This is a genomic window from Candidatus Dormiibacterota bacterium (assembly GCA_035536395.1).
Lineage (GTDB): Bacteria > Patescibacteriota > Saccharimonadia > UBA4664 > DATLOE01 > DATLOE01.
Genome location: DATLOE010000003.1, coordinates 81,542 through 100,311, shown reverse-complemented (window position 1 = coordinate 100,311; position 18,770 = coordinate 81,542). Strand labels below are relative to the sequence as shown.

Below are 18,770 nucleotides of genomic sequence, written 5' to 3'. Positions count from 1 at the left end.
CTGCGCAAGCCGTGTGAAATTAAGTAATTCATGTAAGCTGAAGCATCATTTTGACGCGGCACCGTGGCGGAGTGGTTACGCAGAGGTCTGCAAAACCTTTTACACCGGTTCAATTCCGGTCGGTGCCTCCAAATGAGCTCGGGTGGCGGAATCGGTATACGCGACGGACTTAAAATCCGTTGCCGCAAGGCTTGTGGGTTCGAGTCCCACCCCGAGCACCAAAACAAGTTCTCGACCTTTGGGTCGAGGTTTTGTTTGGGGCTGCTTTTTCATTTTCAAATCAATATTCTTGATGTAAGCTGTAAGCACCAACGATTTAGAAAAGGTGAGAATGAGCACTTTAACAAGGCTTTCGATTCGCAACGAACAGGATCCTATAGATCTCAATCCGAGACTAACCGGTCCTGAGTGGCTCAGTCTGTTGGGCGAGGACGATCTTGATGGCGCCCTGCAAGAAGCTGAGAAGAAAGTTAGGGCTGCTATAGACGAGTGGGAGGTAAAAGAAGCCGCTAGGCGTGCCGAACTCGATTTACAAGAAGTTGCGGCCGCCGAGGAGCTCCTGCCCCTACTGGAAAGCGCCCGTGAACAAGATGTGTATGTACGTTCCGCGTATGTAGACCATCAAACCTCTCGTGATCTTGGAATTGCCACCGGAGTGATTCCCTACGTTGCTTCGCGAAACGACCAGCTATTTTGGGCTGGAGGCCTTCGTGAGCTTTCCCGTCGCGGTATTCGCACTCAAATGATCTACCGCGAACATGGACGGGGAGTAGTCATTGAGGGGTACCGGTTGGCACCAGATGGGGATGAGAGGAAGTCGGTAAATATCGAGGATGTTTTCGCAGAGAGTGGCCGCTGCCGAAAGTGCGGCATGACGAAAGAGTATTTCGGAGATGAGCGTTGGCCAAGATGTCACAGCTTGAGTAACCGTCACGAGTGGCCTCAGTAGCCAGCTTTTCAAGCGGCTCTCATTAGGAGGGCCGCTTTTTCATTTGGAGAGTGCTTCCTGGGCTTGCAATAGTACTTACGTTGGAGTAGCCTAGCCTGTAAACCAAAACTTTTGAGATACAAAAAAGGGGAGATTGACATGGCGGTTTTGACCAAGAGCAGCAAGAAGCTGGTTGCCTTTCGCATCCGCTACAACGATGCAGCCCTTGCGTGGGAAGCCTACTGCAGCCGATCTGGAGCCGGCTTGAGGGAGGAGATCCTGATCTCGGAAAGGGACTTGAACAAGTTCTTGAAACTTGCCGAAGACAGGGCCATGGGAAGCTTGACGTTTTCGACCAAACTCAGTACCGATGAGCTTAGAGCTCAAGTACGCGAAGAGCTGCACCTACTGCAGTACGATGCAATATCGAACTAGTTCGCTTGAGCATCATTTCCCGCAGCACCTAAGCGGTCTCGTAAGAGGCCGCTTTAACTTTTTAGCTTTTTTGAACCTGTTGGTATGGTATAATTATCTTAAATAAGGGAATAAAAATGACACTCTGGATTATTTTAGGCATAGTAGCAATCGTAATACTGTTCGTCTGGTTTACTTATAACAGCTTGGTAATGGCTAAGCTCAGGACAGACGAGGCCTGGAGCGATATAAACATCCAGCTGAAGCGGCGTTACGATCTAATACCTAATCTGGTAAACGCTGTTAAGGGTTATGCCAAGCATGAATCAAAGGTGTTCGAAAACGTCACAGCCGCTCGCTCGGCAGCCATGGGTACTAATGACGTAGCGCATAAAGCCGAGGCCGAAAACCAACTGTCATCAACCCTAAAGAGCCTGTTTGCCGTCGCTGAGGATTACCCAGAGCTAAAAGCCAGCAGTAATTTTCAGGAACTGCAGGATGAACTGGTAGATACAGAGAATAAGATTCAGGCTGCCCGCCGCTTTTATAACGGCAATGTGCGAGATCTAAACATCAAACTAGGTGTATTCCCCACGAATCTATTTGCCGGCATGCTGGGCTTTAAGCCGCGCTCATTCTTTGAAGTTGAAGATCAAGCCGTAATCGAAAAGCCAACCGAAGTTAACTTTAGTTAAGGACGAGCATGGAAGAAGTTAAGAAAACTTACGCTTGGCAGGAGGCAGTAAAACTTAGCCAAAGCCTCAGTAAGCTGTGCGATGAGTTTACCCGCCAGGATAACGACCCATTATTGCAGCGTCTGCGCGAATCGGCCGTGGCTATTCCCGTCTGTGTGGCTCAGGATCTGGCCGCCGAACGCAAAGCCAGTACCGATGCGGTAGTGGCTCTAGCTGCCGAGCTGGAGCTGGTGCATAAGACCTTCCCGGCAATTGATACCGGCAGCTTGGGTCAGCAGGCAGAAGCCCTGCTTGCCAGAATGCAATCAGACAAATTTACTGAGTCTGAACCAGAACCAGAACCGGAGGTGGCCGAGGAGGCAACAGAAGAACCGGTCTCGGAGCCGAATGAGCCCGATGTACCTAGCCAAGCTGAACCGCAGCCGGAACCTACTCCAACTCCTCCACTTGCACCCGAGCCTCCGCGAGTCACCGATATTTCTGGTAATATGCATGCGGTGAATTTGCAGCCTGCTCCCGCCCCAATGCCAGCGCCACCACCCGTAAGTAGTAACCAGGAGGCATAATGTATAGCCAGATTGCCGCCAACAAACGTAAGACGTTCTTGCTAATGGCCGTATTCGTGGCCTTCGTTTCTACTATTGGCTACATCTTTGCCCAGGGCTACTCTAATCCTGGAATCTTTTATTTCGTGGGCATAGGCGCTTTGGTGTACTCGATTGTTACCTACTTCATGTCGGCCAAAATCGCGCTTGGTATGTCTGGCGCACACCCGATAGCTAAAAAAGACGCGCCCCAGCTCTATCGAATGGTAGAAAATCTCTCCATTACTGCCGGCCTGCCGATGCCTAAGGTATATTTGATTGACGATCCGGCACCCAACGCATTTGCAACCGGACGCAATCCGAATAATGCCGTGGTGGCGGTAACGACCGGTTTGATTGAGCGGCTGGAAGATGAAGAGGTGGAGGGCGTACTGGCACACGAAATGGCTCACATTGGTAATTACGACATCCGTCTGATGAGCGTGACGGCTGCGCTGGTCAGTATTATCTCCTTGCTAAGTGATTTCTTCTTCCATGCCAATTTCTTTGGCGGTGAGGAAGACAGCAGCCCTAACCCGATATTCTTCATAGTCGGAATCGTCATGGCGCTGCTGGCTCCACTCATTGCGACCGTCATCCAGCTCGCTGTTTCGCGCCGCCGCGAGTACCTGGCCGATGCTACAGCCGCTCTCTTGACACGTTATCCGGAAGGTCTGGCTAGCGCGCTAGAGAAGATATCAGCCGCTCATGAGCCGGTGCACCATGCCTCTACCGCTACCGCCCACCTCTACATCGCAAGCCCGTTCGGGCCGGGTAAAGGGGTTACCGGTGGTATTGCGCGCCTGTTCAGCACTCATCCGCCGGCAGAAGACCGTATTGCTAAACTCCGTGCGATGGAGCACAAGCCGTAATGTTTGCTCGCCTATCCCGACTTATTGCCGCTCCCGAACCCCTGCCCGGGTTCCGGCAATTAATGCGGAGCGCACTTGGAGACTACCGAGAGAATTGGCGCTTACTGACCGGTATTATTTTGCTTGTAACGGTGCCGGTAGCAATAGTAGCCAGTCTAGTTGCCGACCCTACAGCCGACACGGTGCTTTCGGCCTACCTTACGATTGCCAATGTAATTATGAATGCCGCGCTGTTGTGGGCCGTTGTCGCAAAAAACCGCAAACGAGCAACTATCAAACAGGCCTACTACGAGGGCTCATCTATGCTAGTGCGGACGATTCTCTTGGGCTTCGTATTCTTCGCCATAATGCTGCCTCTCACGCTCGGCCTGCTGATATTTAACTTAGGAATTACCGAGCCTTCCGGACTAATGACCGGTGCGGAAAAGCTGATGCTGGGGCTGCTGGCAATTGTACTGGCACTGCCCAGTCTGCTCTTGGTCAGCCAGGCAATATTCAGTATCTTCATTGTGTCAGAAACCAAACAGGGGCCGATTGAAGCACTGAAATCGAGCCGGGCACTAGTGGGTGGCCGCCTCTGGCAGGTGATGAGTCGCGTACTGGCTCTGGCCGCCGTTATGCTTCTAATTATCGCCTTGCTCTCAACCGCCCTGCTGGGGTTATCTGCGATTGCAGGCGAAGCTTGGCCGGCAATTATTCTGCAGATTCTTTTGGCGCTGGCGGTTCTGCCGCCCTCAACTCTATACCTTCACCGGCTCTACAGGGAATTAAAATGACCCGCGAACAGGCCAAAGAGCGGGTAGCCAAGCTGCGGGAGCAGATTAACGATTATCGCTACCAGTACCATGTGCACGATAAATCGATTATGAGCGAGGCGGCGGCCGATAGTCTTAAGCATGAGCTGCAGCAGCTGGAGCGGGAGCATCCCGATCTGATTACTTCCGATTCCCCAACTCAGCGGGTAGCTGGTCAGCCCTCGCCCAAGTTCGCAAGCGTCGCCCACCAGATGCCAATGCTGAGTTTGAACGATGTCTTTAGCCAGGAAGAGACCGAGGCCTGGATAACCCGTATAAAGAAGCTGGAACCGGATTTTAGAGAAGAGTTTTATGCCGAGCTGAAAATGGATGGTCTGGCGGCTACGCTTATTTATGAGAATGGTGTGCTGGTACGCGGGCTAACCAGGGGTGATGGCCGGGTGGGTGAGGATGTTACGCCGAACCTGCGCACAATCGAGCAGATTCCGCTGCGGCTACGACATGATAGCGCTGTACCCGATGAAGTTTATAAGGGAAGGCTTGAAATCCGGGGTGAGGTTTTAATGTATAAGAAGACCTTTGAGGCGCTGAACCAGGCTAGAGAGAAAGCCGGCCTGGCGCTATTCGCCAATCCGCGCAATACTGCCGCCGGTACTATTCGGCAGCTAGACCCAAGGCTAGTGGCTGCCCGCCCGCTGTGCTTTCATGTTTATGCCATAGCTACTCCGCTGTCGGGTGTAACCACTCACGCTGCCGAACATGCGCTGGCCGCTAAGCTTGGCTTTAAAGTTGAGCCCCATAGCCAGTTGGTGCGCGGTATAGAAGGAATTATGGAATTTGCCCGCAAGTGGGAAGAAAAGCGCAAAGAGTTGCCCTACCTGACAGACGGTTTGGTGGCAACGGTTAACGATCAAGATGCCTACCGCCGCCTTGGGGTAGTAGGTAAGGCACCCAGGGGAGCTATCGCCTACAAGTTCCCGGCTGAGCAGGCCACAACCAAAATTAAGAATATTATGGTAAGTATGGGCCGCACCGGTGCAGCAACTCCCTTTGCTGTTATGGAGCCGACGGTGGTAGCCGGCTCTACCGTGCAGATGGCCACGTTGCATAATGAGAGCGAGATTGCCCGTAAAGACATTCGCATTGGGGATACCGTGATTATCCAGAAAGCCGGAGATGTGATTCCAGAGGTAGTGGCGCCGCTGCCTAAATTGCGCACAGGTAAGGAAAAGAAATTTGTAATGCCCAAAGATTGTCCGGTTTGCGGCAAGGCGCTATTCAAAAAGCCCGAGGAAGCCGTGTGGCGCTGCGTGAACTTCGACTGCCCGGCATTAGGGCGTGGGCGCATCATCCACTTTGCCTCCAAGGCCGCCTTTGATATTGAAGGCTTGGGGGAGAAGATTGTAGACGTGCTGCTGGATACAGGGTTAATAAAGGACGCGGCCGATCTGTTTACACTGAAAGAGAGTGACCTCTTAGCACTGGAGCGGTTTGCCGAAATTTCGGCCGGCAATTTGGTGAACAGTATCCAGTCCAGGAAGAAGGTACCGTTCGATCGCTTTATCTACGCCCTGGGAATCCGCCATGTCGGGGCACAGACGGCAGCCGATCTGGCAACGCATTTTGTCAGGCCCGAAAACTTCTGTAGTGTCACAGTTGAAAAGCTGGAAGCAGTGCCCGGCATCGGTAATGTGGTAGCAAAAAGTGTTTATGATTGGCTGCAGAGCGAACGCCACCAACGGTTTTTGGATAAACTGTTCACAAACGGTGTACAGCCTCAGCCCATAGAGAAGGTAGAGGGGCCGCTGAATGGCAAGAACTTCGTGATTACCGGTACACTTGCGGCATTCAGCCGTGAGGCGGGAGGCGAAAGGATAGAGGCCTTAGGCGGCAAACTGCAGAATAGCCTCACCAAAGAAACCGACTACTTGGTGGTGGGGGAAGATCCGGGGGCGAATAAAATCGCCCAGGCCGAAAAATACGGCACCGTGCAGATTAATGAAAAACAGCTGCTAAAAATATTGGAAAAATAAAAACCGGATTATCGTACCCGGCTGATCGCCCGACGGTAAGGCTTTTGCCCCTACCAGTTAAAGTGGTTACAATATGCATATGTCAAAAATTACACCCGAAGAAGTCCAGCGAGTCGCCGCTCTGGCTCAAATAGGTTTAAAAGATGAGGAGATAGAGCCGCTCAGCCGCGAGCTAGGTAAAATCGTGGGCTTTGTGGAGCAGCTGCAAAAGGCAGATACTAAGGGCGTTCCGCCGACCAACCAAGTAACCGGCCTCACCGATGTCTGGCGGGAAGATGTGGTAAAGCAGAGTCCGAAGCGTGAAGACATGCTGGCCAATGCGCCACAACAAGAAAAGGGCTACTTTAAAGTCAAACGGGTGCTGGAGTGATAGATATCAAACGCCCGATTGCGGATATTGCGGCCGACGTGCAGGCGGGCAAAATTAAAGCCGTCGATTTGGTGCAGCACTGCCTGGAAGCTATTAAGGCCAACGAGAATTTTCATGCTGTTTTAGAAATAAACCCGACGGCTCTGGAGTGGGCCAAGTGGGTTGACGGTCAAGTTGCAAGCGGCAAGCAGGTGGGTCTACTAGCCGGTGTGCCATTTATAGCTAAAGATAATTTTCTTACCTTCCATACCCACACTACGGCCGGCAGTAATATCCTTAAACCATTCAAGGCACCCTATCAGGCAACCGCCGTTAAGAAACTCAGCGCCGAAGGGGCGATTATGGTAGCCAAAGCCAACCTGGATGCCTTTGCCCACGGCTCCAGTACCGAGAATAGTGATTTTGGCCCCACCAAAAATCCCGTTAACCAACAAAAAGTACCCGGCGGTTCTTCGGGCGGCTCAGCCTCGGCCGTGGCACTGGGCCTGTGCAGCTTTGCGCTTGGCACGGATACCGGCGGCTCAATCCGCCAGCCGGCAGCTTTCTGTGGAGTGGTGGGGCTGAAGCCGACTTACGGCTTGGTGTCGCGTTACGGTGTGGTGGCCATGGGCAGCTCGGTAGACGTCATCGGCCCGCTGGCTCGCACTACGGAAGATGCGGCACTGGTGCTGGATGTAATAGCCGGCCGAGACGCGCTGGATGCCACTACGATTGAAAGAGAAGAAACTTATACCGGCAAACCTTCGGGCGTGAAAGGCCTTAAAATCGGTCTGATCAAAGAATACATCGCCAAAGGTACAGACCCAGATGTTAAAAAGCAGACACTTAAGGCAATCGATGCACTTAAAGCAACTGGTGCCGAGGTTAGCGAGATCAGCCTGCCCTCGGTTGAGCTGGCGCTGGCTTGTTACTACATTCTAGTACCGGCCGAGGTCAGTTCTAATTTGGCGCGCTACGATGGCATTCGCTATGGCCACAGTTCACCTAATGCCAATACCTTGGCCGAAACCTATCAGCTGAGCCGCGATGAGGGCTTTGGCACCGAAGCCAAGCGGAGGATATTAATAGGTACTTATGTGCTCTCTAGCGGCTACTATGAGGCCTACTACAAGCAGGCGCAGAAAGTCCGCACGGTCGTTATTCGTGAGTTCGAAGAGGCGTTTAAAAAGTTTGATGTTTTAATAAGCCCTACCGCGCCTACCACCGCTTTTGGTCTGGGCGAAAAAGCCGATCCGCTTTCAATGTACCAATCAGACGTGAATACCGTGGCGGTTAATTTGGTGGGGGTGCCGGCCATTAGCATTCCTTTGCCGTCAAATGAACTACCGATTGGCTTGCAGATTGTGGCATCGCAGAAAAAAGACGCGACTCTGCTCTCGGCCGCCTCGTCTATAGAGAAGCTGCTACAGGGGGAGAAATGACACTGACTTTTCTGATTATCGTGCTGGCAGTGGCTATACTGCTCTTTGCCGTTATTACCGTGCGCACTCCGGCCAAATCTGTAAAAAAGCGCGGCCGGGCCGGGCAGGTTGGACATGTTGATCGTGCGCTAGTGGCTAGCCGCTGGCAGACGATTACAGAGCTTGCAAAAGGCAATGGTAATGACATCCGCCATGCGGTGATGGAAGCCGATAAGCTTCTGGATTACGTGATGAAGCAGCAGGGCTACGCGGGTCAGACAATGGCCGACCGCCTCAAAATTGCCCAGAAGAATTTGAAGAACCGCAATGCGGTGTGGGAGGCTCATAAACTGCGCAACGTCTTGGTGCACGAAGTCGGGTTTGACCTGGTGCCGACTCAAGCCCGGGAAGCTCTGCAGGGTTTTGAGGGCGGCCTGAAAGATTTGGAGGCGCTGTAATGAGTAAGTATGAGGCAGTAATCGGCATAGAAACGCACGTGCAGTTAGCCACTAAAAGCAAGCTGTTCTGCGGGTGCGATAATGATTCGCGCGAAGCTGAGCCGAATGTAAACATCTGCCCGGTCTGTGCCGCCCTACCCGGTTCGCTACCGGTGCTAAACGGAAAAGCGGTGGAGTTGGCTATTCGGGCCGGCCTGGCTTTGAATGGTGAGATTCCCAAGCAGACCAAGTTCGATCGTAAAAATTACTTTTATCCCGACAACCCGAGTAATTACCAGATCACACAATACGACGAGCCAATTGTGGGGAAGGGCAAGGTGGAACTGCCCGGAGGCAAAACAGTCGGTGTTACCCGCGCCCATTTGGAGGCCGATGCCGGTAAGCTGGTTCATCCGCCGGGCAAAGATTATTCGCTGGTAGATCTGAACCGCGCCGGCACCCCGCTGATGGAAATCGTCTCTGAGCCCGATATGCGCACGGCTGGTGAGGCCAAGGCCTACGCCCAGGAGCTCTACCATCTAATGCGTTACGCTGGGGTGAGCGATTGTGATCTCTACTACGGCAACATGAGATTTGATGTAAACATCAGCCTAAGGCTGGCCGGCAGTAAAGAGCTGGGCACTCGCGCTGAAATTAAAAATCTCAACTCCTTCCGCGCGGTGTATGGCGTGGTGGAGTATGAAGCGGGGCGCCAAGCCGAGGTGCTGGATTCAGGTGGCAAAGTCGAGCAGGAGACACGCGGTTGGAATGAGGATAAACAGATTACGTTTAGCCAGCGCAGTAAGGAGGAAGCCCACGATTACCGCTACTTCCCAGAACCCGACCTGCCACCGATTGTGGTGACTGATGCAATGCTGGCTAAAGCCAAGGCTGGTTTGCCGGATATAATGCCGAATGATGTGCGCAGTACACTGGCAGAGCTTGAGGTTAAGAAGCAGGATGTGGAGTTCTTGGTGGAAGAGGCACTGCTGGCCGAAAAAGTCTTTGAAAGCCGCCAGCATACTCAGGACCCGAAGCGGATAATTCACATCATCAACTGGGTGGCCAATCAGTTTAATGACGAATTCAGAGGCAAGACCCCGGATGCTAAGCGCCTAGCCCAACTGGCCGATATGTTCGAAGATGGGATAGTGAGCAGTACTAATGCAAAAAACATTTTTATTCTCATGCACGAGGATTCCGCTGACCCCGAAGAGCTAGCTGAGAAGCATGGCTACCTGCAGGTATCGGATGAAGGGGAGTTACAGACGATTGTCGAACAAGTCATAAAAAACAATCCTAAGCCGGTGCAGCAATATAAATCTGGAGATGAGAAGGTGCTTGGATTTTTAGTCGGCCAAGTTATGAAAGAATCGAAGGGGCAGGCCAATCCGCCAATGGTTAATGATATAATCAAGAAAAAGTTAGGAGATAAGTAGTGTTTGATTTGTCGCTCGTAAATCTGTTTGGACCGCTGACTAACAATTTAAACGACATTATACCCAAGCTGCCCAGCGCCTTGGCTACCCTGCTAATAGGTCTGCTGGTAATAAGGCTGCTTTCGTGGATAGCCTCTTGGCTGATGGGGTTTGTAAGAATGCCGCGCGGCCTCAAGGGAATCCTAGGCTCGCTGATAAACGCGCTACTAATGGTGGGTCTGGTGATTATCGTTCTCCAGTCTCTAAACTTAAACAATCTGGCTTTGATCTTCTCGCTCGCAATCGGTGCCATTGGCCTGGCGCTGGGTACAGGCTCTTCTAACTTGGTGTCAGACGTGCTGGGCGGAATCGATCTGGCCCGCGATCGCGATTTTAACGTCGGAGACCAAGTGATTGTGGGTGCCTCTAAGCCAGAAGAGCAAGTAGAGGGGATAGTTGAGAGCATGGATATGCGCCGCACCAGGCTGCGCACTAAAGATGGCCGCCTGCACATATTTCCGAATGCTGTAATTGAACGGCAGCAGTGGGTGTTGGTCGCCAAGAAAAAAGATCTAGAATAAACGGTTTATTGATTTTATAACCGTTAAAGCTTGCAACCGGCTCCAATAAATCCGATAATAAAGCCATAATAAGAGACCCCTATGCAAGATACACAAACAGTTTTGGTAATTTTACTAAGTATCGGATTTTTAATTCTGGTTATAATGGGCATTATAGTTTCGTTCGTACTGGTAAAGATACTACTCAACATCCGGAGGGTAACCCAACGGCTAGATGAGACCACCGAGAATATGGGTGAGGCTCTTAAATATGCCGGGCGTAAGCTGGTACCGGCGGCACTTTCGGCTCTTAGCGGCGTGATGCTTAATAAAGTTAAATCAAAAATGAAAGGGAGGAAATAATGGGGAAAAAGGGACATGGCAGAGGATTAATTAAGGGCACATTGTTTGGTGCTATAGTCGGTTCGGTAGCGGCTTTACTGCTAGCACCGAAAAGCGGCAAGGAGACTCAGGCCGATCTTAAAGACCAAGCAAAAAAGATAAAAAAGGACATGGATCAAAAGCTACTTGAGCTGGAGGGAGATTTAAACGGGCGGATAGACAGCCTTAAAAGTGCCGCTAAAGACCTGAAGGGCGAGGCTTATGAGGAAAGTCAGCGTTTAATCACTAAAGCCGAAATCTTAAAGCAGGATCTTAAGGATTCAGCCGGACGCCTGGGCAAAATCAGTAACCAAGCCAAAGACGAAACCATGACAGATGTAAAAAGGCTGGTAAATGAAGGAACGGCTATTATGAATGAGTTAGAAAAGACAACCCGGCAGATTATCCGTGCAGCCCGCGATAAGGCGATTGATGAAAAGCGATCTGACAAGAAAAAGTAGGCCTTCGGCCGAGGATTACGAGAAGCTGGGTCGGGCAATAGAATCGACCTTGGTGAACGATTACATCAATCTCTTGGGCAACACGCGCCGGCAGATTTGGGGTGCCTTTGTACGAGGCCTGCTTACCGGCTTCGGCGGTGTTATAGGCGCTACGGTAATGATAGCTCTGCTTTTATATGTACTTGATCTGGCCGGCGCCCTGCCAGTAATCGGCCAGTTCTTTAAAGACCTAGTCCAAACAATTCAGCGTTAGCGTCTTTTGTACTCATTATGGTTATGCTAAAATTAGCGTAACGAAAGGGGACCAAAGTGACTAAAGCCACAGCAGCGGCGCCTAAAACTAAGGCGCCAGTAGGGTTTGTTCATCTTCATAACCATAGTCACTACAGCCTTCTGGATGGGCTGCAGAAGGTTCCGCAAATGCTTGATAGGGTAAAAGAGCAGGGGATGAGCGCTGTGGCTCTGACCGATCATGGAAATATGAGCGGTACTGTGGAATTCTACAAGGAGGCCAAGGCCCGGGACATTAAACCCATCATTGGCATGGAGGCCTATGTAGCCGTGCGCGGTATGGGCGATAAGCAGAGCCGGCTCGATTCCAACCCCTACCACTTAATTCTACTAGCCAAGAACTACCAGGGCTATTTGAATTTAATGCGTCTTTCCACCATGGCCCACCTGGAGGGTTTTTATTACCGCCCTCGCATCGATCGCCCGCTGCTGGCTAAATACAAAGAGGGTCTCATAGCACTCTCTGGCTGTGCTTCGGGTGAGGTTGCCCGACATATCCTGAATGGCTCTATGAAGGAGGCCGAAGATACTATTAATTGGTACAAGGAGACCTTTGGCGAAGATTACTACTTGGAGCTGCAAGACCATGAGGAGTGGGAGCCGCAGAAGCAGATTAATAAAGGGCTGATCGAACTTAGCAAAAAGACCAACGTGCCGCTGGTGGTTACGGCCGACAGCCACTATACCAATGAACTTGATCGCGAGGCGCACGAGATACTGCTGTGCGTGCAGACCGGCCGCACCATTGGCGATACCGACCGAATGGAGATGGAAATGGCCCTGTTCGTTTCCTCGCCCGAGGAGATCGCAGAGCGCTGGCAACACCTCTCTGAGGCCATAGCCAATACCGCGGTTATTGCAGAAAAATGCAATGTCGAACTAGAACTGGGCAAGATCTTACTGCCGCACTTTGAAGTGCCTACCAAGCAGACCGAAGGCGAGTACTTAAGCGAACTGTGCTGGCAGGGGCTTATGTGGCGCTATGGCGGCATAGCCAAAGAAGATACAGGTTTGGTAACAGAGGCCAAAGCCCGCAAGGCTCTGCCCAAAGAGGTAGTGGAGCGGGCCGATTATGAGCTGGGTGTTATTAGTAAGATGGGTTTTGAAAGCTACTTTTTGATCGTAGCCGATTTTATTAACTGGGGGAAAAACAGGGGAATCATCTTCGGCCCAGGGCGCGGTTCGGCAGCCGGTTCTATAATCGCATATGGCCTAAATATCACAGACCTCGATCCGCTCAAGTTCAATTTGCTGTTTGAGCGGTTTTTGAACCCCGATCGTATCAGCATGCCTGATATAGATATTGATATGCAGGATACCCGGCGCGGTGAGGTGATTGCCTATGTGACAGAAAAGTACGGCCAGGATAGGGTGGCGCAGATTATTACCTTCGGCACCATGGCCGCCCGCGCCGCCGTGCGCGATACCGGCCGTGCACTGGGCATGGCTTACGCTGAGGTCGATGCAATTGCTAAACTAGTACCCCAGCCGGTACAGGGCCGGCACGTGCCGCTTTTGAAATCGGCCAAGGATAATCCGGAGTTTAGGGCCGAGTACGAATCTAACCCTCGGGCCAAACGCTTGATCGATCTAGCCAGCCGACTGGAGGGCACTATTCGCTCTAACGGCGTGCATGCAGCCGGTGTGGTAATAGCGCCGGATGAAATCACCAAATACACACCATTGCAAAGGGCGCAAAAGGGCGGCACTTCCACCCAGTATGATATGTGGCCAATAGAAGACCTTGGCCTCTTAAAGATGGATTTCTTGGGCCTCTCCAACCTCACGATTATTAAGAATACGCTTAGAATAGTTAAGAGGGTTCATAATACTAATATAGATATCGCTGAAATACCGATTGATGATATTAAAACCTATGAGCTACTGGCCCGCGGCGATACCACCGGTGTGTTCCAGCTGGAATCAGCCGGCATGAAGCGCTATATTCGCGAACTTAAGCCAAACCGCTTCGATGACATTGTGGCCATGGTGGCACTTTACCGCCCCGGCCCTATGCAGTGGATCGATGATTTTATTGCCCGTAAGCATGGCCGGCGCCAAATTGAGTACTTGCATCCTACTATGGAATCGGCCCTGAAGAGTACATACGGTGTGGTGGTCTACCAAGAGCAGGTAATGCAGATTGCTAAGGAAATGAGTGGTTTTACTGGCGGCCAGGCCGACACTCTGCGCAAAGCCATTGGTAAAAAGATTCCTTCTGTCATGGCCAAGATGAAAACCGAGTTCATAGAGGGGGCTATTAAGGTCTCTCAAGTCGATCGCCAGGTAGTGGAGGATTTTTGGCTCAATCTCGAAGACTTTGCCGCCTACTGCTTTAATAAATCGCATGCCGCCTGCTACGCTATGATCGCCTACCAAACAGCCTACCTAAAAGCCCACTACCCGGCCGCTTTTATGGCAGCCCTTATGACGAGTGACCATGGCGATATAGACCGCATTGCAATAGAAGTGGCCGAGTGCCAGCGGATGGGCATTAAGATCCTGCCGCCAAGTGTTAATGAGAGTTTCCTGGAATTCGGCGTTATCCCAGAAACAGGCGATATTCGCTTTGGCCTGAGTGCTATTAAGAATGTCGGTACAGGTGCAATCGAGGCGATTCTAGCGGTACGCGAGGCTGAGCGTTTTAAATCGATCGAAGATTTTGCCAAAAGGGTGCCGGTTACAGAAACAAACCGTAAGGTTTGGGAGAGTTTGATAAAATCCGGCGCCATGGACGATTTCGGTGAGCGCGGCCAGCTACTGCACAACCTGGATTCCATTATGTCGTATGCCTCCAAAGCGCAGAAGAACGCGCTCTCTGGGCAGATCGACATTTTCGGTTCGCTGGGTATCGAGGACGCCGCTCCTGCTCTGCGTATGGATCTGCCGCCCGAGACCCTTTCACCCCGTGAGCAGCTGAGCTGGGAGAAGGAGCTATTAGGACTCTACCTTTCGCACCACCCCCTGGATGATTACGAGGCCTACCTTACAGACCACACTGTGCCAATCAAAGTCCTGACGGTAGAAATGGAGGGTAAGGCTGTGACCATCGGCGGTATTATTACGACGGTGCGTAAGATTACGACAAAAAATAATGCCATGATGGCCTTTGTGGGTCTAGAGGATAAGAGCGGGGAGAGCCTGGAACTGATTGTGTTCCCCCGTGCATACGAGGCCCAACCGGATTTGTGGGAGGCAGATAAGGTTATTAAGGTAGCCGGTAAGATCAGCACCAAAGACCGCGACGGGCGAGTGGGTACAGAGATAAAGGTAATGGTAGATCGGGCCGAACTGATAGATTACGACGCGGCTAAAAGTCATAAACCTTCTGCTAAGCCCAAGGCCGAAGCCAAGCCGCCCGAAGCGGAAGTAAAGGCAAAGCCTGAGGTGTTGGTAATTCGTCTAGCCAAAATGACCGATACCGGCATTCTGACCACAATTAAAGATATTCTAATGAAATATCCGGGTGCCAACCCCACCTGTCTGGTACTGCCGGGTGATCCGCCCAAAAAGCTGATACTACCTTTTAAAGTCACGTTCGATAGCAATCTGGTTCAGGAGCTGAAAGAGGCAATTGCTGATGGTGAGATTGCTCGCTTCCAGGCTTGATTAACAGATAGAGCTATGCTAAAGTACCCAAGTTATGCATCCCTTAATTAAAGAATTAGAAACCGCTCAGCGCAAACCGGCCATCTCTCCCGTAAGGTCGGGCGATACCGTGCGCGTACACCAGATGATTCGTGAGGGCGCCAAGCAGCGTGTGCAGATATTCGAAGGCGTTGTAATACGCACCCACCGCCTGGGCGAACTTTCGGCCTGCGTTACCGTGCGCCGGATAGCCAGCGGCATAGGGGTAGAAAAGACGTTCTTGCTGCACTCTCCTAATGTTACGAAAATTGAGATCGTGCGCCGGGCCAAGGTGCGCCGTAATTTCCTGAGCTACCTGCGCGAGCGCCGCGGTAAGTCGGCCCGTTTGCAAGAGGTGGCGTTTGATAAAGCGGCCGTTAACCAATCGCCGGTAGTTAAGGATGTTAAAGAAGATCCGCTAGCTGAGAGTAAAGATGCCGAAGTTACCGAGCTTGATACCGGCGCGGCTGAGGACATAAAGCCCGAGGAATCAACCGAAGAAGTAGCCAAGGACGAAGGCAAGGAGGCTGCTGCTGAGGAGCCAAAAGCTGATCCCGCTAACCCCGACGAAGAGACACTGAGCGACGAAGAAACCGCAGAAGGCGTCAGCGAAGCTGAGCCCAACAAACAGTAATTATTTAAACTTTTCTAAATTTGTTATTCTTGGTGTATGAAAATTACGCCAACCAGGCAGGCAGAAACGGAGCTTTGGCAGGCAGGTCATCGGTATGTGGTGGGGATAGATGAGGTAGGCAGAGGTGCACTAGCCGGGCCGGTTACGGCTGCGGCCGTAATTCTACCGGAGGATTGCGATCTGCCTATGGTGGCCGACTCTAAACTGCTAACACATGAGGAGAGGCATAAGGCCGCAGAGGCCATTAAGCGTACGGCTCTTGCTATAGGTGTCGGGTGGGTGGCAAATGGTGAGCTCGATAAATCGGGTTTAACATGGGCAGTTACCACTTCTGGCAAGCGCGCGCTTGCAAGCTTAGGCAACGGTATTGATGCCGTACTTCTGGATGGCAACCACAATTACCTCTCTGGTGCATACAGCTCCAGGGCTATAGTTGGCGCTGATGGCAGCTGCCTGTGTGTAGCGGCCGCATCGATTATCGCGAAAGTCGCACGTGATTCATATATGGAGCTACTGCATCGCACGTACCACCTATACGGTTTTGCAGGCCACAAAGGCTACGGTACTAAATTCCACCGGGCGGCTCTTGCGCAGTACGGCCCCAGCCCGCTGCACCGGTACTCTTACCAGCCGGTGAGGGAACTTAGCCTTGTCGGTTGAGATTGGCAAAAAAGCTGAAGATTGTGTAGCTGATTGGCTTGAACAAAAAGGCTATAAGGTGCTGGACCGCAACTGGCGGACGCCTTTTTGCGAAATAGACATAGTGGCTAGAAGGGGCAAAGTGGTAAGTTTTGTAGAAGTTAAATACCGCAAATCGGCTGCTTACGGCACCGGATTCGAATACATTACACCTGATAAAACCCGGCGCCTCAGAAGGGCAGCCACCGCTTGGGTGGCTAAAAACGGCTTTACAGGTGATTATCAGGTAGATATTGCATCTGTGGCTCCAGATGGGGGCTCCCTATCTGTAGAGTACCTGCCAAATGCTCTCTAGGCTATTGACAAACATAAGCTTTACTGGTATACTTTTCGCGTTGAGTTAACAGCTTAACGCTCCCTCTAAACCCGTACCAGGAGGTTGTGCATGAGTCTTCGGCGCCAGCTGGGTCTCACCCGCTTGTTCTTTCTGATCGGCATGATCGTCTTGATCGTGTCGGCTGTGGTTGCGGCTCAGGCTCCCGTGGGGCTCGATCGCAACCTGCAAGACCCTATAGGGTGGATCGGCATGACCATCGGGTCGCTCATCTTGATGATCGCTGTGTGCAAGCAGTACCTGCTCAAGCAGGACATCAAGCGGGCAGAGGGTGGGGAAGTGCCCCACACAGAAACGGCAGAGATGCCGGCCCGTGATACCAGCCGCAATTTGCGCGCGATTAAGCCCCAGAGGGGCGCAAGCAACGCATAAGGCGGTATAACCCCGCTCCTTAACCGGAGCGGGGTTTTCCTTTCCTTGACTAAATAGCTGTTTTTATTTACAATAATTGCACTTTCAGTCGGTTCCCAACCGGCTTTTTTCATCAAAAAATAAGGAAAATATGGAACAAGTTAACTTTCTAAAAGCTATCGATCTCTTAACAGAAGAAAAGAACCTGCCGCGTGAGCTGGTAGTAGAAACAGTAGAGGCCGCCTTGGCCGCCGCCTATAAGAAGGATTACGGCGATAAAGACCAAGTGGTGCGCACTAGATTAAACGAAAAAGACGGCTCGGTACAGGTTTACGTAACCAAAGAGATTGTAAAAACCGCTGAAGAGGTGGAAAACCCTCACCTGCAAATCAGCCTGGAAGAGGCTAAAAAGCACGATAAGGATGCCAAGGTTGGCGTTAAGACCTCGGCCGACGGCGAAGAAGAGCCGAATACCGTAGAGTATGAGGAGCACCCGAAGGATTTCGGCCGGGTGGCAGCTCAGACCGCTAAACAGGTAATTATTCAGCGTCTACGAGAAGCCGAGCGCGAGATCGTCTTTAACGAGTATAAAGATAAAGAAGAGACCGTCTTAAACGGTGTCGTGCAGCGAGTAGATGGCAACATTGTATACGTGGATCTCGGTAAATCGCTCGGTGTGCTGTTTGCTTCCGAGCAGATTCCGGGTGAGCGTTACTACAACGGGCAGCGGGTTAAAGTTTACGTAGTGCGGGTAGAGCAGACCAGCCGCGGCCCGCAGATTGTTCTCTCTCGGGCGCATCCTAATATTGTGAAGGCGCTTTTTGAGATGGAAGTGCCCGAGCTGGAATCCGGCGCAGTTGAAATTAAAGGCGTAGCCCGCGAGGCCGGCACCAGAAGTAAGGTGGCCGTACTCTCTAATACCGATGGTGTGGACGCGGTCGGTACGTTTGTGGGGGGCAGGGGCGCCCGGGTGCAGGCAGTGATGGGTGAGCTGGGCGAGGAGAAGATAGATATTATTCTCTACGACGAAGACCCCAAAACCTACATTATAAACGCGCTTTCTCCGACCAAGGTTATTAGTGTGGAACTGGATGAGAAGGAGAACAAGGCGACTGTAAAAGTGCCTGAAGACCAGCTTTCTCTGGCTATTGGTAAACAAGGCCAAAACGTGCGCTTGGCCGCTAAATTAACGAATTGGAATATTGATATTGTGAGTGCTGATGAATCTAAGGTAGAGGCTGTGGCCGAAGCCGCCACCGAAAAGAAGTCTGCCCGCCGTAAGGATCTGGAAGGCTCTTTGATTGAGGCTGTAGAGCAGCAGATCGCGGATGAAACTTCGACTGAGGCGCCAACAGCAGAAGAGGCACCTGAGCAGGCAGAGACACCTGAATTAGAAGAAGAGACAGCCGAAGCGCTAGGCCAAGAGCCTGCAGCATCAGAGGCAGATGCACCCAAAGAATAGGCAGTTTGCCTCGAAGTTTTGTTTAAAATACTGATTCACCCTGGCAGTTAGATGCTAAAATGGA

General features: G+C 51.7%; 20 protein-coding genes, 2 tRNA genes and 1 pseudogene. All 23 read left to right on the top strand.

The annotated features are described in order from the left end of the window. Positions 1-57: 57 nt before the first annotated feature. The 23 genes and pseudogenes from VNA68_00905 (at position 58) to nusA (ending at position 18,706) form a co-directional block, all read left to right on the top strand. Positions 58-131 (top strand) — tRNA-Cys (locus VNA68_00905). 5 nt (positions 132-136) lie between these two features. Beyond that, positions 137-221: transfer RNA gene (locus tag VNA68_00900), tRNA-Leu, on the top strand. A 110-nt stretch (positions 222-331) separates the two neighbouring features. Continuing rightward, positions 332-949 carry a hypothetical protein gene (locus VNA68_00895; GenBank protein HVE80686.1) on the top strand — a complete coding sequence of 206 codons (618 nt, stop codon included), beginning with the start codon at positions 332-334 and terminating at the stop codon, positions 947-949. Between the two features lie 111 nt (positions 950-1,060). After that, entirely contained in the window at positions 1,061-1,363 is a 303-nt protein-coding gene (locus VNA68_00890) for a hypothetical protein (protein ID HVE80685.1), read from the top strand. 116 nt (positions 1,364-1,479) lie between these two features. Continuing rightward, the gene (locus VNA68_00885; GenBank protein ID HVE80684.1) at positions 1,480-2,037 is read left to right on the top strand and encodes a LemA family protein; all 558 of its coding nucleotides are present in this window, start codon (positions 1,480-1,482) and stop codon (positions 2,035-2,037) included. 8 nt (positions 2,038-2,045) lie between these two features. Continuing rightward, a complete protein-coding gene (locus tag VNA68_00880) occupies positions 2,046-2,603 on the top strand; it encodes a hypothetical protein (protein HVE80683.1) in 558 nt (185 codons plus the stop codon). Beyond that, positions 2,603-3,493 carry a M48 family metalloprotease gene (locus VNA68_00875; GenBank protein ID HVE80682.1) on the top strand — a complete coding sequence of 297 codons (891 nt, stop codon included), beginning with the start codon at positions 2,603-2,605 and terminating at the stop codon, positions 3,491-3,493. The genes VNA68_00880 and VNA68_00875 overlap by 1 nt, the downstream gene beginning before the upstream one ends. Further along, complete coding sequence (locus tag VNA68_00870) at positions 3,493-4,269, top strand: hypothetical protein (GenBank protein HVE80681.1); 777 nt, start codon at positions 3,493-3,495, stop codon at positions 4,267-4,269. Before VNA68_00875 ends, VNA68_00870 begins: the two co-directional genes overlap by 1 nt. Further along, positions 4,266-6,281, top strand: coding sequence for an NAD-dependent DNA ligase LigA (gene ligA, locus VNA68_00865; GenBank protein ID HVE80680.1), 2,016 nt, complete (start codon positions 4,266-4,268; stop codon positions 6,279-6,281). Before VNA68_00870 ends, ligA begins: the two co-directional genes overlap by 4 nt. A 79-nt stretch (positions 6,282-6,360) precedes the next feature. Further along, positions 6,361-6,651 carry an Asp-tRNA(Asn)/Glu-tRNA(Gln) amidotransferase subunit GatC gene (gatC, locus tag VNA68_00860; GenBank protein ID HVE80679.1) on the top strand — a complete coding sequence of 97 codons (291 nt, stop codon included), beginning with the start codon at positions 6,361-6,363 and terminating at the stop codon, positions 6,649-6,651. Continuing rightward, entirely contained in the window at positions 6,648-8,072 is a 1,425-nt protein-coding gene (gene gatA, locus VNA68_00855) for an Asp-tRNA(Asn)/Glu-tRNA(Gln) amidotransferase subunit GatA (GenBank protein ID HVE80678.1), read from the top strand. The genes gatC and gatA overlap by 4 nt, the downstream gene beginning before the upstream one ends. After that, the gene (locus VNA68_00850; protein ID HVE80677.1) at positions 8,069-8,509 is read left to right on the top strand and encodes a hypothetical protein; all 441 of its coding nucleotides are present in this window, start codon (positions 8,069-8,071) and stop codon (positions 8,507-8,509) included. The genes gatA and VNA68_00850 overlap by 4 nt, the downstream gene beginning before the upstream one ends. Further along, on the top strand, positions 8,509-9,927 hold the full coding sequence (gene gatB, locus VNA68_00845; GenBank protein HVE80676.1) for an Asp-tRNA(Asn)/Glu-tRNA(Gln) amidotransferase subunit GatB: 1,419 nt from the start codon (positions 8,509-8,511) through the stop codon (positions 9,925-9,927). The genes VNA68_00850 and gatB overlap by 1 nt, the downstream gene beginning before the upstream one ends. Next, positions 9,927-10,487 (top strand): mechanosensitive ion channel domain-containing protein, encoded by a 561-nt coding sequence (locus VNA68_00840; protein HVE80675.1) that lies wholly within the window; start codon positions 9,927-9,929, stop codon positions 10,485-10,487. The genes gatB and VNA68_00840 overlap by 1 nt, the downstream gene beginning before the upstream one ends. Before the next feature lie 81 nt (positions 10,488-10,568). Beyond that, entirely contained in the window at positions 10,569-10,829 is a 261-nt protein-coding gene (locus VNA68_00835; protein HVE80674.1) for a hypothetical protein, read from the top strand. Next, positions 10,829-11,308, top strand: a complete 480-nt coding sequence (locus VNA68_00830) for a YtxH domain-containing protein (GenBank protein ID HVE80673.1) — start codon at positions 10,829-10,831, stop codon at positions 11,306-11,308. Before VNA68_00835 ends, VNA68_00830 begins: the two co-directional genes overlap by 1 nt. Next, positions 11,280-11,561 (top strand): DUF5665 domain-containing protein, encoded by a 282-nt coding sequence (locus tag VNA68_00825; GenBank protein ID HVE80672.1) that lies wholly within the window; start codon positions 11,280-11,282, stop codon positions 11,559-11,561. The genes VNA68_00830 and VNA68_00825 overlap by 29 nt, the downstream gene beginning before the upstream one ends. Positions 11,562-11,617: 56 nt before the next feature. After that, the gene (locus VNA68_00820) at positions 11,618-15,208 is read left to right on the top strand and encodes a DNA polymerase III subunit alpha (protein ID HVE80671.1); all 3,591 of its coding nucleotides are present in this window, start codon (positions 11,618-11,620) and stop codon (positions 15,206-15,208) included. A gap of 34 nt (positions 15,209-15,242) precedes the next feature. Continuing rightward, positions 15,243-15,596: pseudogene (gene rplS / locus VNA68_00815) on the top strand (50S ribosomal protein L19). A 300-nt stretch (positions 15,597-15,896) separates the two neighbouring features. Beyond that, positions 15,897-16,520, top strand: coding sequence for a ribonuclease HII (locus tag VNA68_00810; GenBank protein HVE80670.1), 624 nt, complete (start codon positions 15,897-15,899; stop codon positions 16,518-16,520). Then, a complete protein-coding gene (locus tag VNA68_00805; protein ID HVE80669.1) occupies positions 16,510-16,854 on the top strand; it encodes a YraN family protein in 345 nt (114 codons plus the stop codon). Before VNA68_00810 ends, VNA68_00805 begins: the two co-directional genes overlap by 11 nt. Positions 16,855-16,944: 90 nt before the next feature. Then, entirely contained in the window at positions 16,945-17,265 is a 321-nt protein-coding gene (locus VNA68_00800; protein ID HVE80668.1) for a hypothetical protein, read from the top strand. 130 nt (positions 17,266-17,395) lie between these two features. Further along, positions 17,396-18,706, top strand: coding sequence for a transcription termination factor NusA (gene nusA, locus VNA68_00795; protein HVE80667.1), 1,311 nt, complete (start codon positions 17,396-17,398; stop codon positions 18,704-18,706). Positions 18,707-18,770 lie beyond the last annotated feature (64 nt).

What these genes read in the sequence shown, in the direction of transcription:
- VNA68_00870 (HVE80681.1), top strand. Translation starts at nt 3,493, where the DNA reads ATGTTTGCTCGCCTATCCCGACTTATTGCCGCTCCCGAACCCCTGCCC.
- VNA68_00895 (HVE80686.1), top strand. Translation starts at nt 332, where the DNA reads ATGAGCACTTTAACAAGGCTTTCGATTCGCAACGAACAGGATCCTATA.
- gatC (HVE80679.1), top strand. Translation starts at nt 6,361, where the DNA reads ATGTCAAAAATTACACCCGAAGAAGTCCAGCGAGTCGCCGCTCTGGCT.
- VNA68_00880 (HVE80683.1), top strand. Translation starts at nt 2,046, where the DNA reads ATGGAAGAAGTTAAGAAAACTTACGCTTGGCAGGAGGCAGTAAAACTT.
- gatB (HVE80676.1), top strand. Translation starts at nt 8,509, where the DNA reads ATGAGTAAGTATGAGGCAGTAATCGGCATAGAAACGCACGTGCAGTTA.
- VNA68_00810 (HVE80670.1), top strand. Translation starts at nt 15,897, where the DNA reads ATGAAAATTACGCCAACCAGGCAGGCAGAAACGGAGCTTTGGCAGGCA.
- VNA68_00885 (HVE80684.1), top strand. Translation starts at nt 1,480, where the DNA reads ATGACACTCTGGATTATTTTAGGCATAGTAGCAATCGTAATACTGTTC.
- VNA68_00825 (HVE80672.1), top strand. Translation starts at nt 11,280, where the DNA reads ATGAAAAGCGATCTGACAAGAAAAAGTAGGCCTTCGGCCGAGGATTAC.
- VNA68_00875 (HVE80682.1), top strand. Translation starts at nt 2,603, where the DNA reads ATGTATAGCCAGATTGCCGCCAACAAACGTAAGACGTTCTTGCTAATG.
- VNA68_00800 (HVE80668.1), top strand. Translation starts at nt 16,945, where the DNA reads ATGAGTCTTCGGCGCCAGCTGGGTCTCACCCGCTTGTTCTTTCTGATC.
- VNA68_00835 (HVE80674.1), top strand. Translation starts at nt 10,569, where the DNA reads ATGCAAGATACACAAACAGTTTTGGTAATTTTACTAAGTATCGGATTT.
- ligA (HVE80680.1), top strand. Translation starts at nt 4,266, where the DNA reads ATGACCCGCGAACAGGCCAAAGAGCGGGTAGCCAAGCTGCGGGAGCAG.
- nusA (HVE80667.1), top strand. Translation starts at nt 17,396, where the DNA reads ATGGAACAAGTTAACTTTCTAAAAGCTATCGATCTCTTAACAGAAGAA.
- VNA68_00850 (HVE80677.1), top strand. Translation starts at nt 8,069, where the DNA reads ATGACACTGACTTTTCTGATTATCGTGCTGGCAGTGGCTATACTGCTC.
- VNA68_00830 (HVE80673.1), top strand. Translation starts at nt 10,829, where the DNA reads ATGGGGAAAAAGGGACATGGCAGAGGATTAATTAAGGGCACATTGTTT.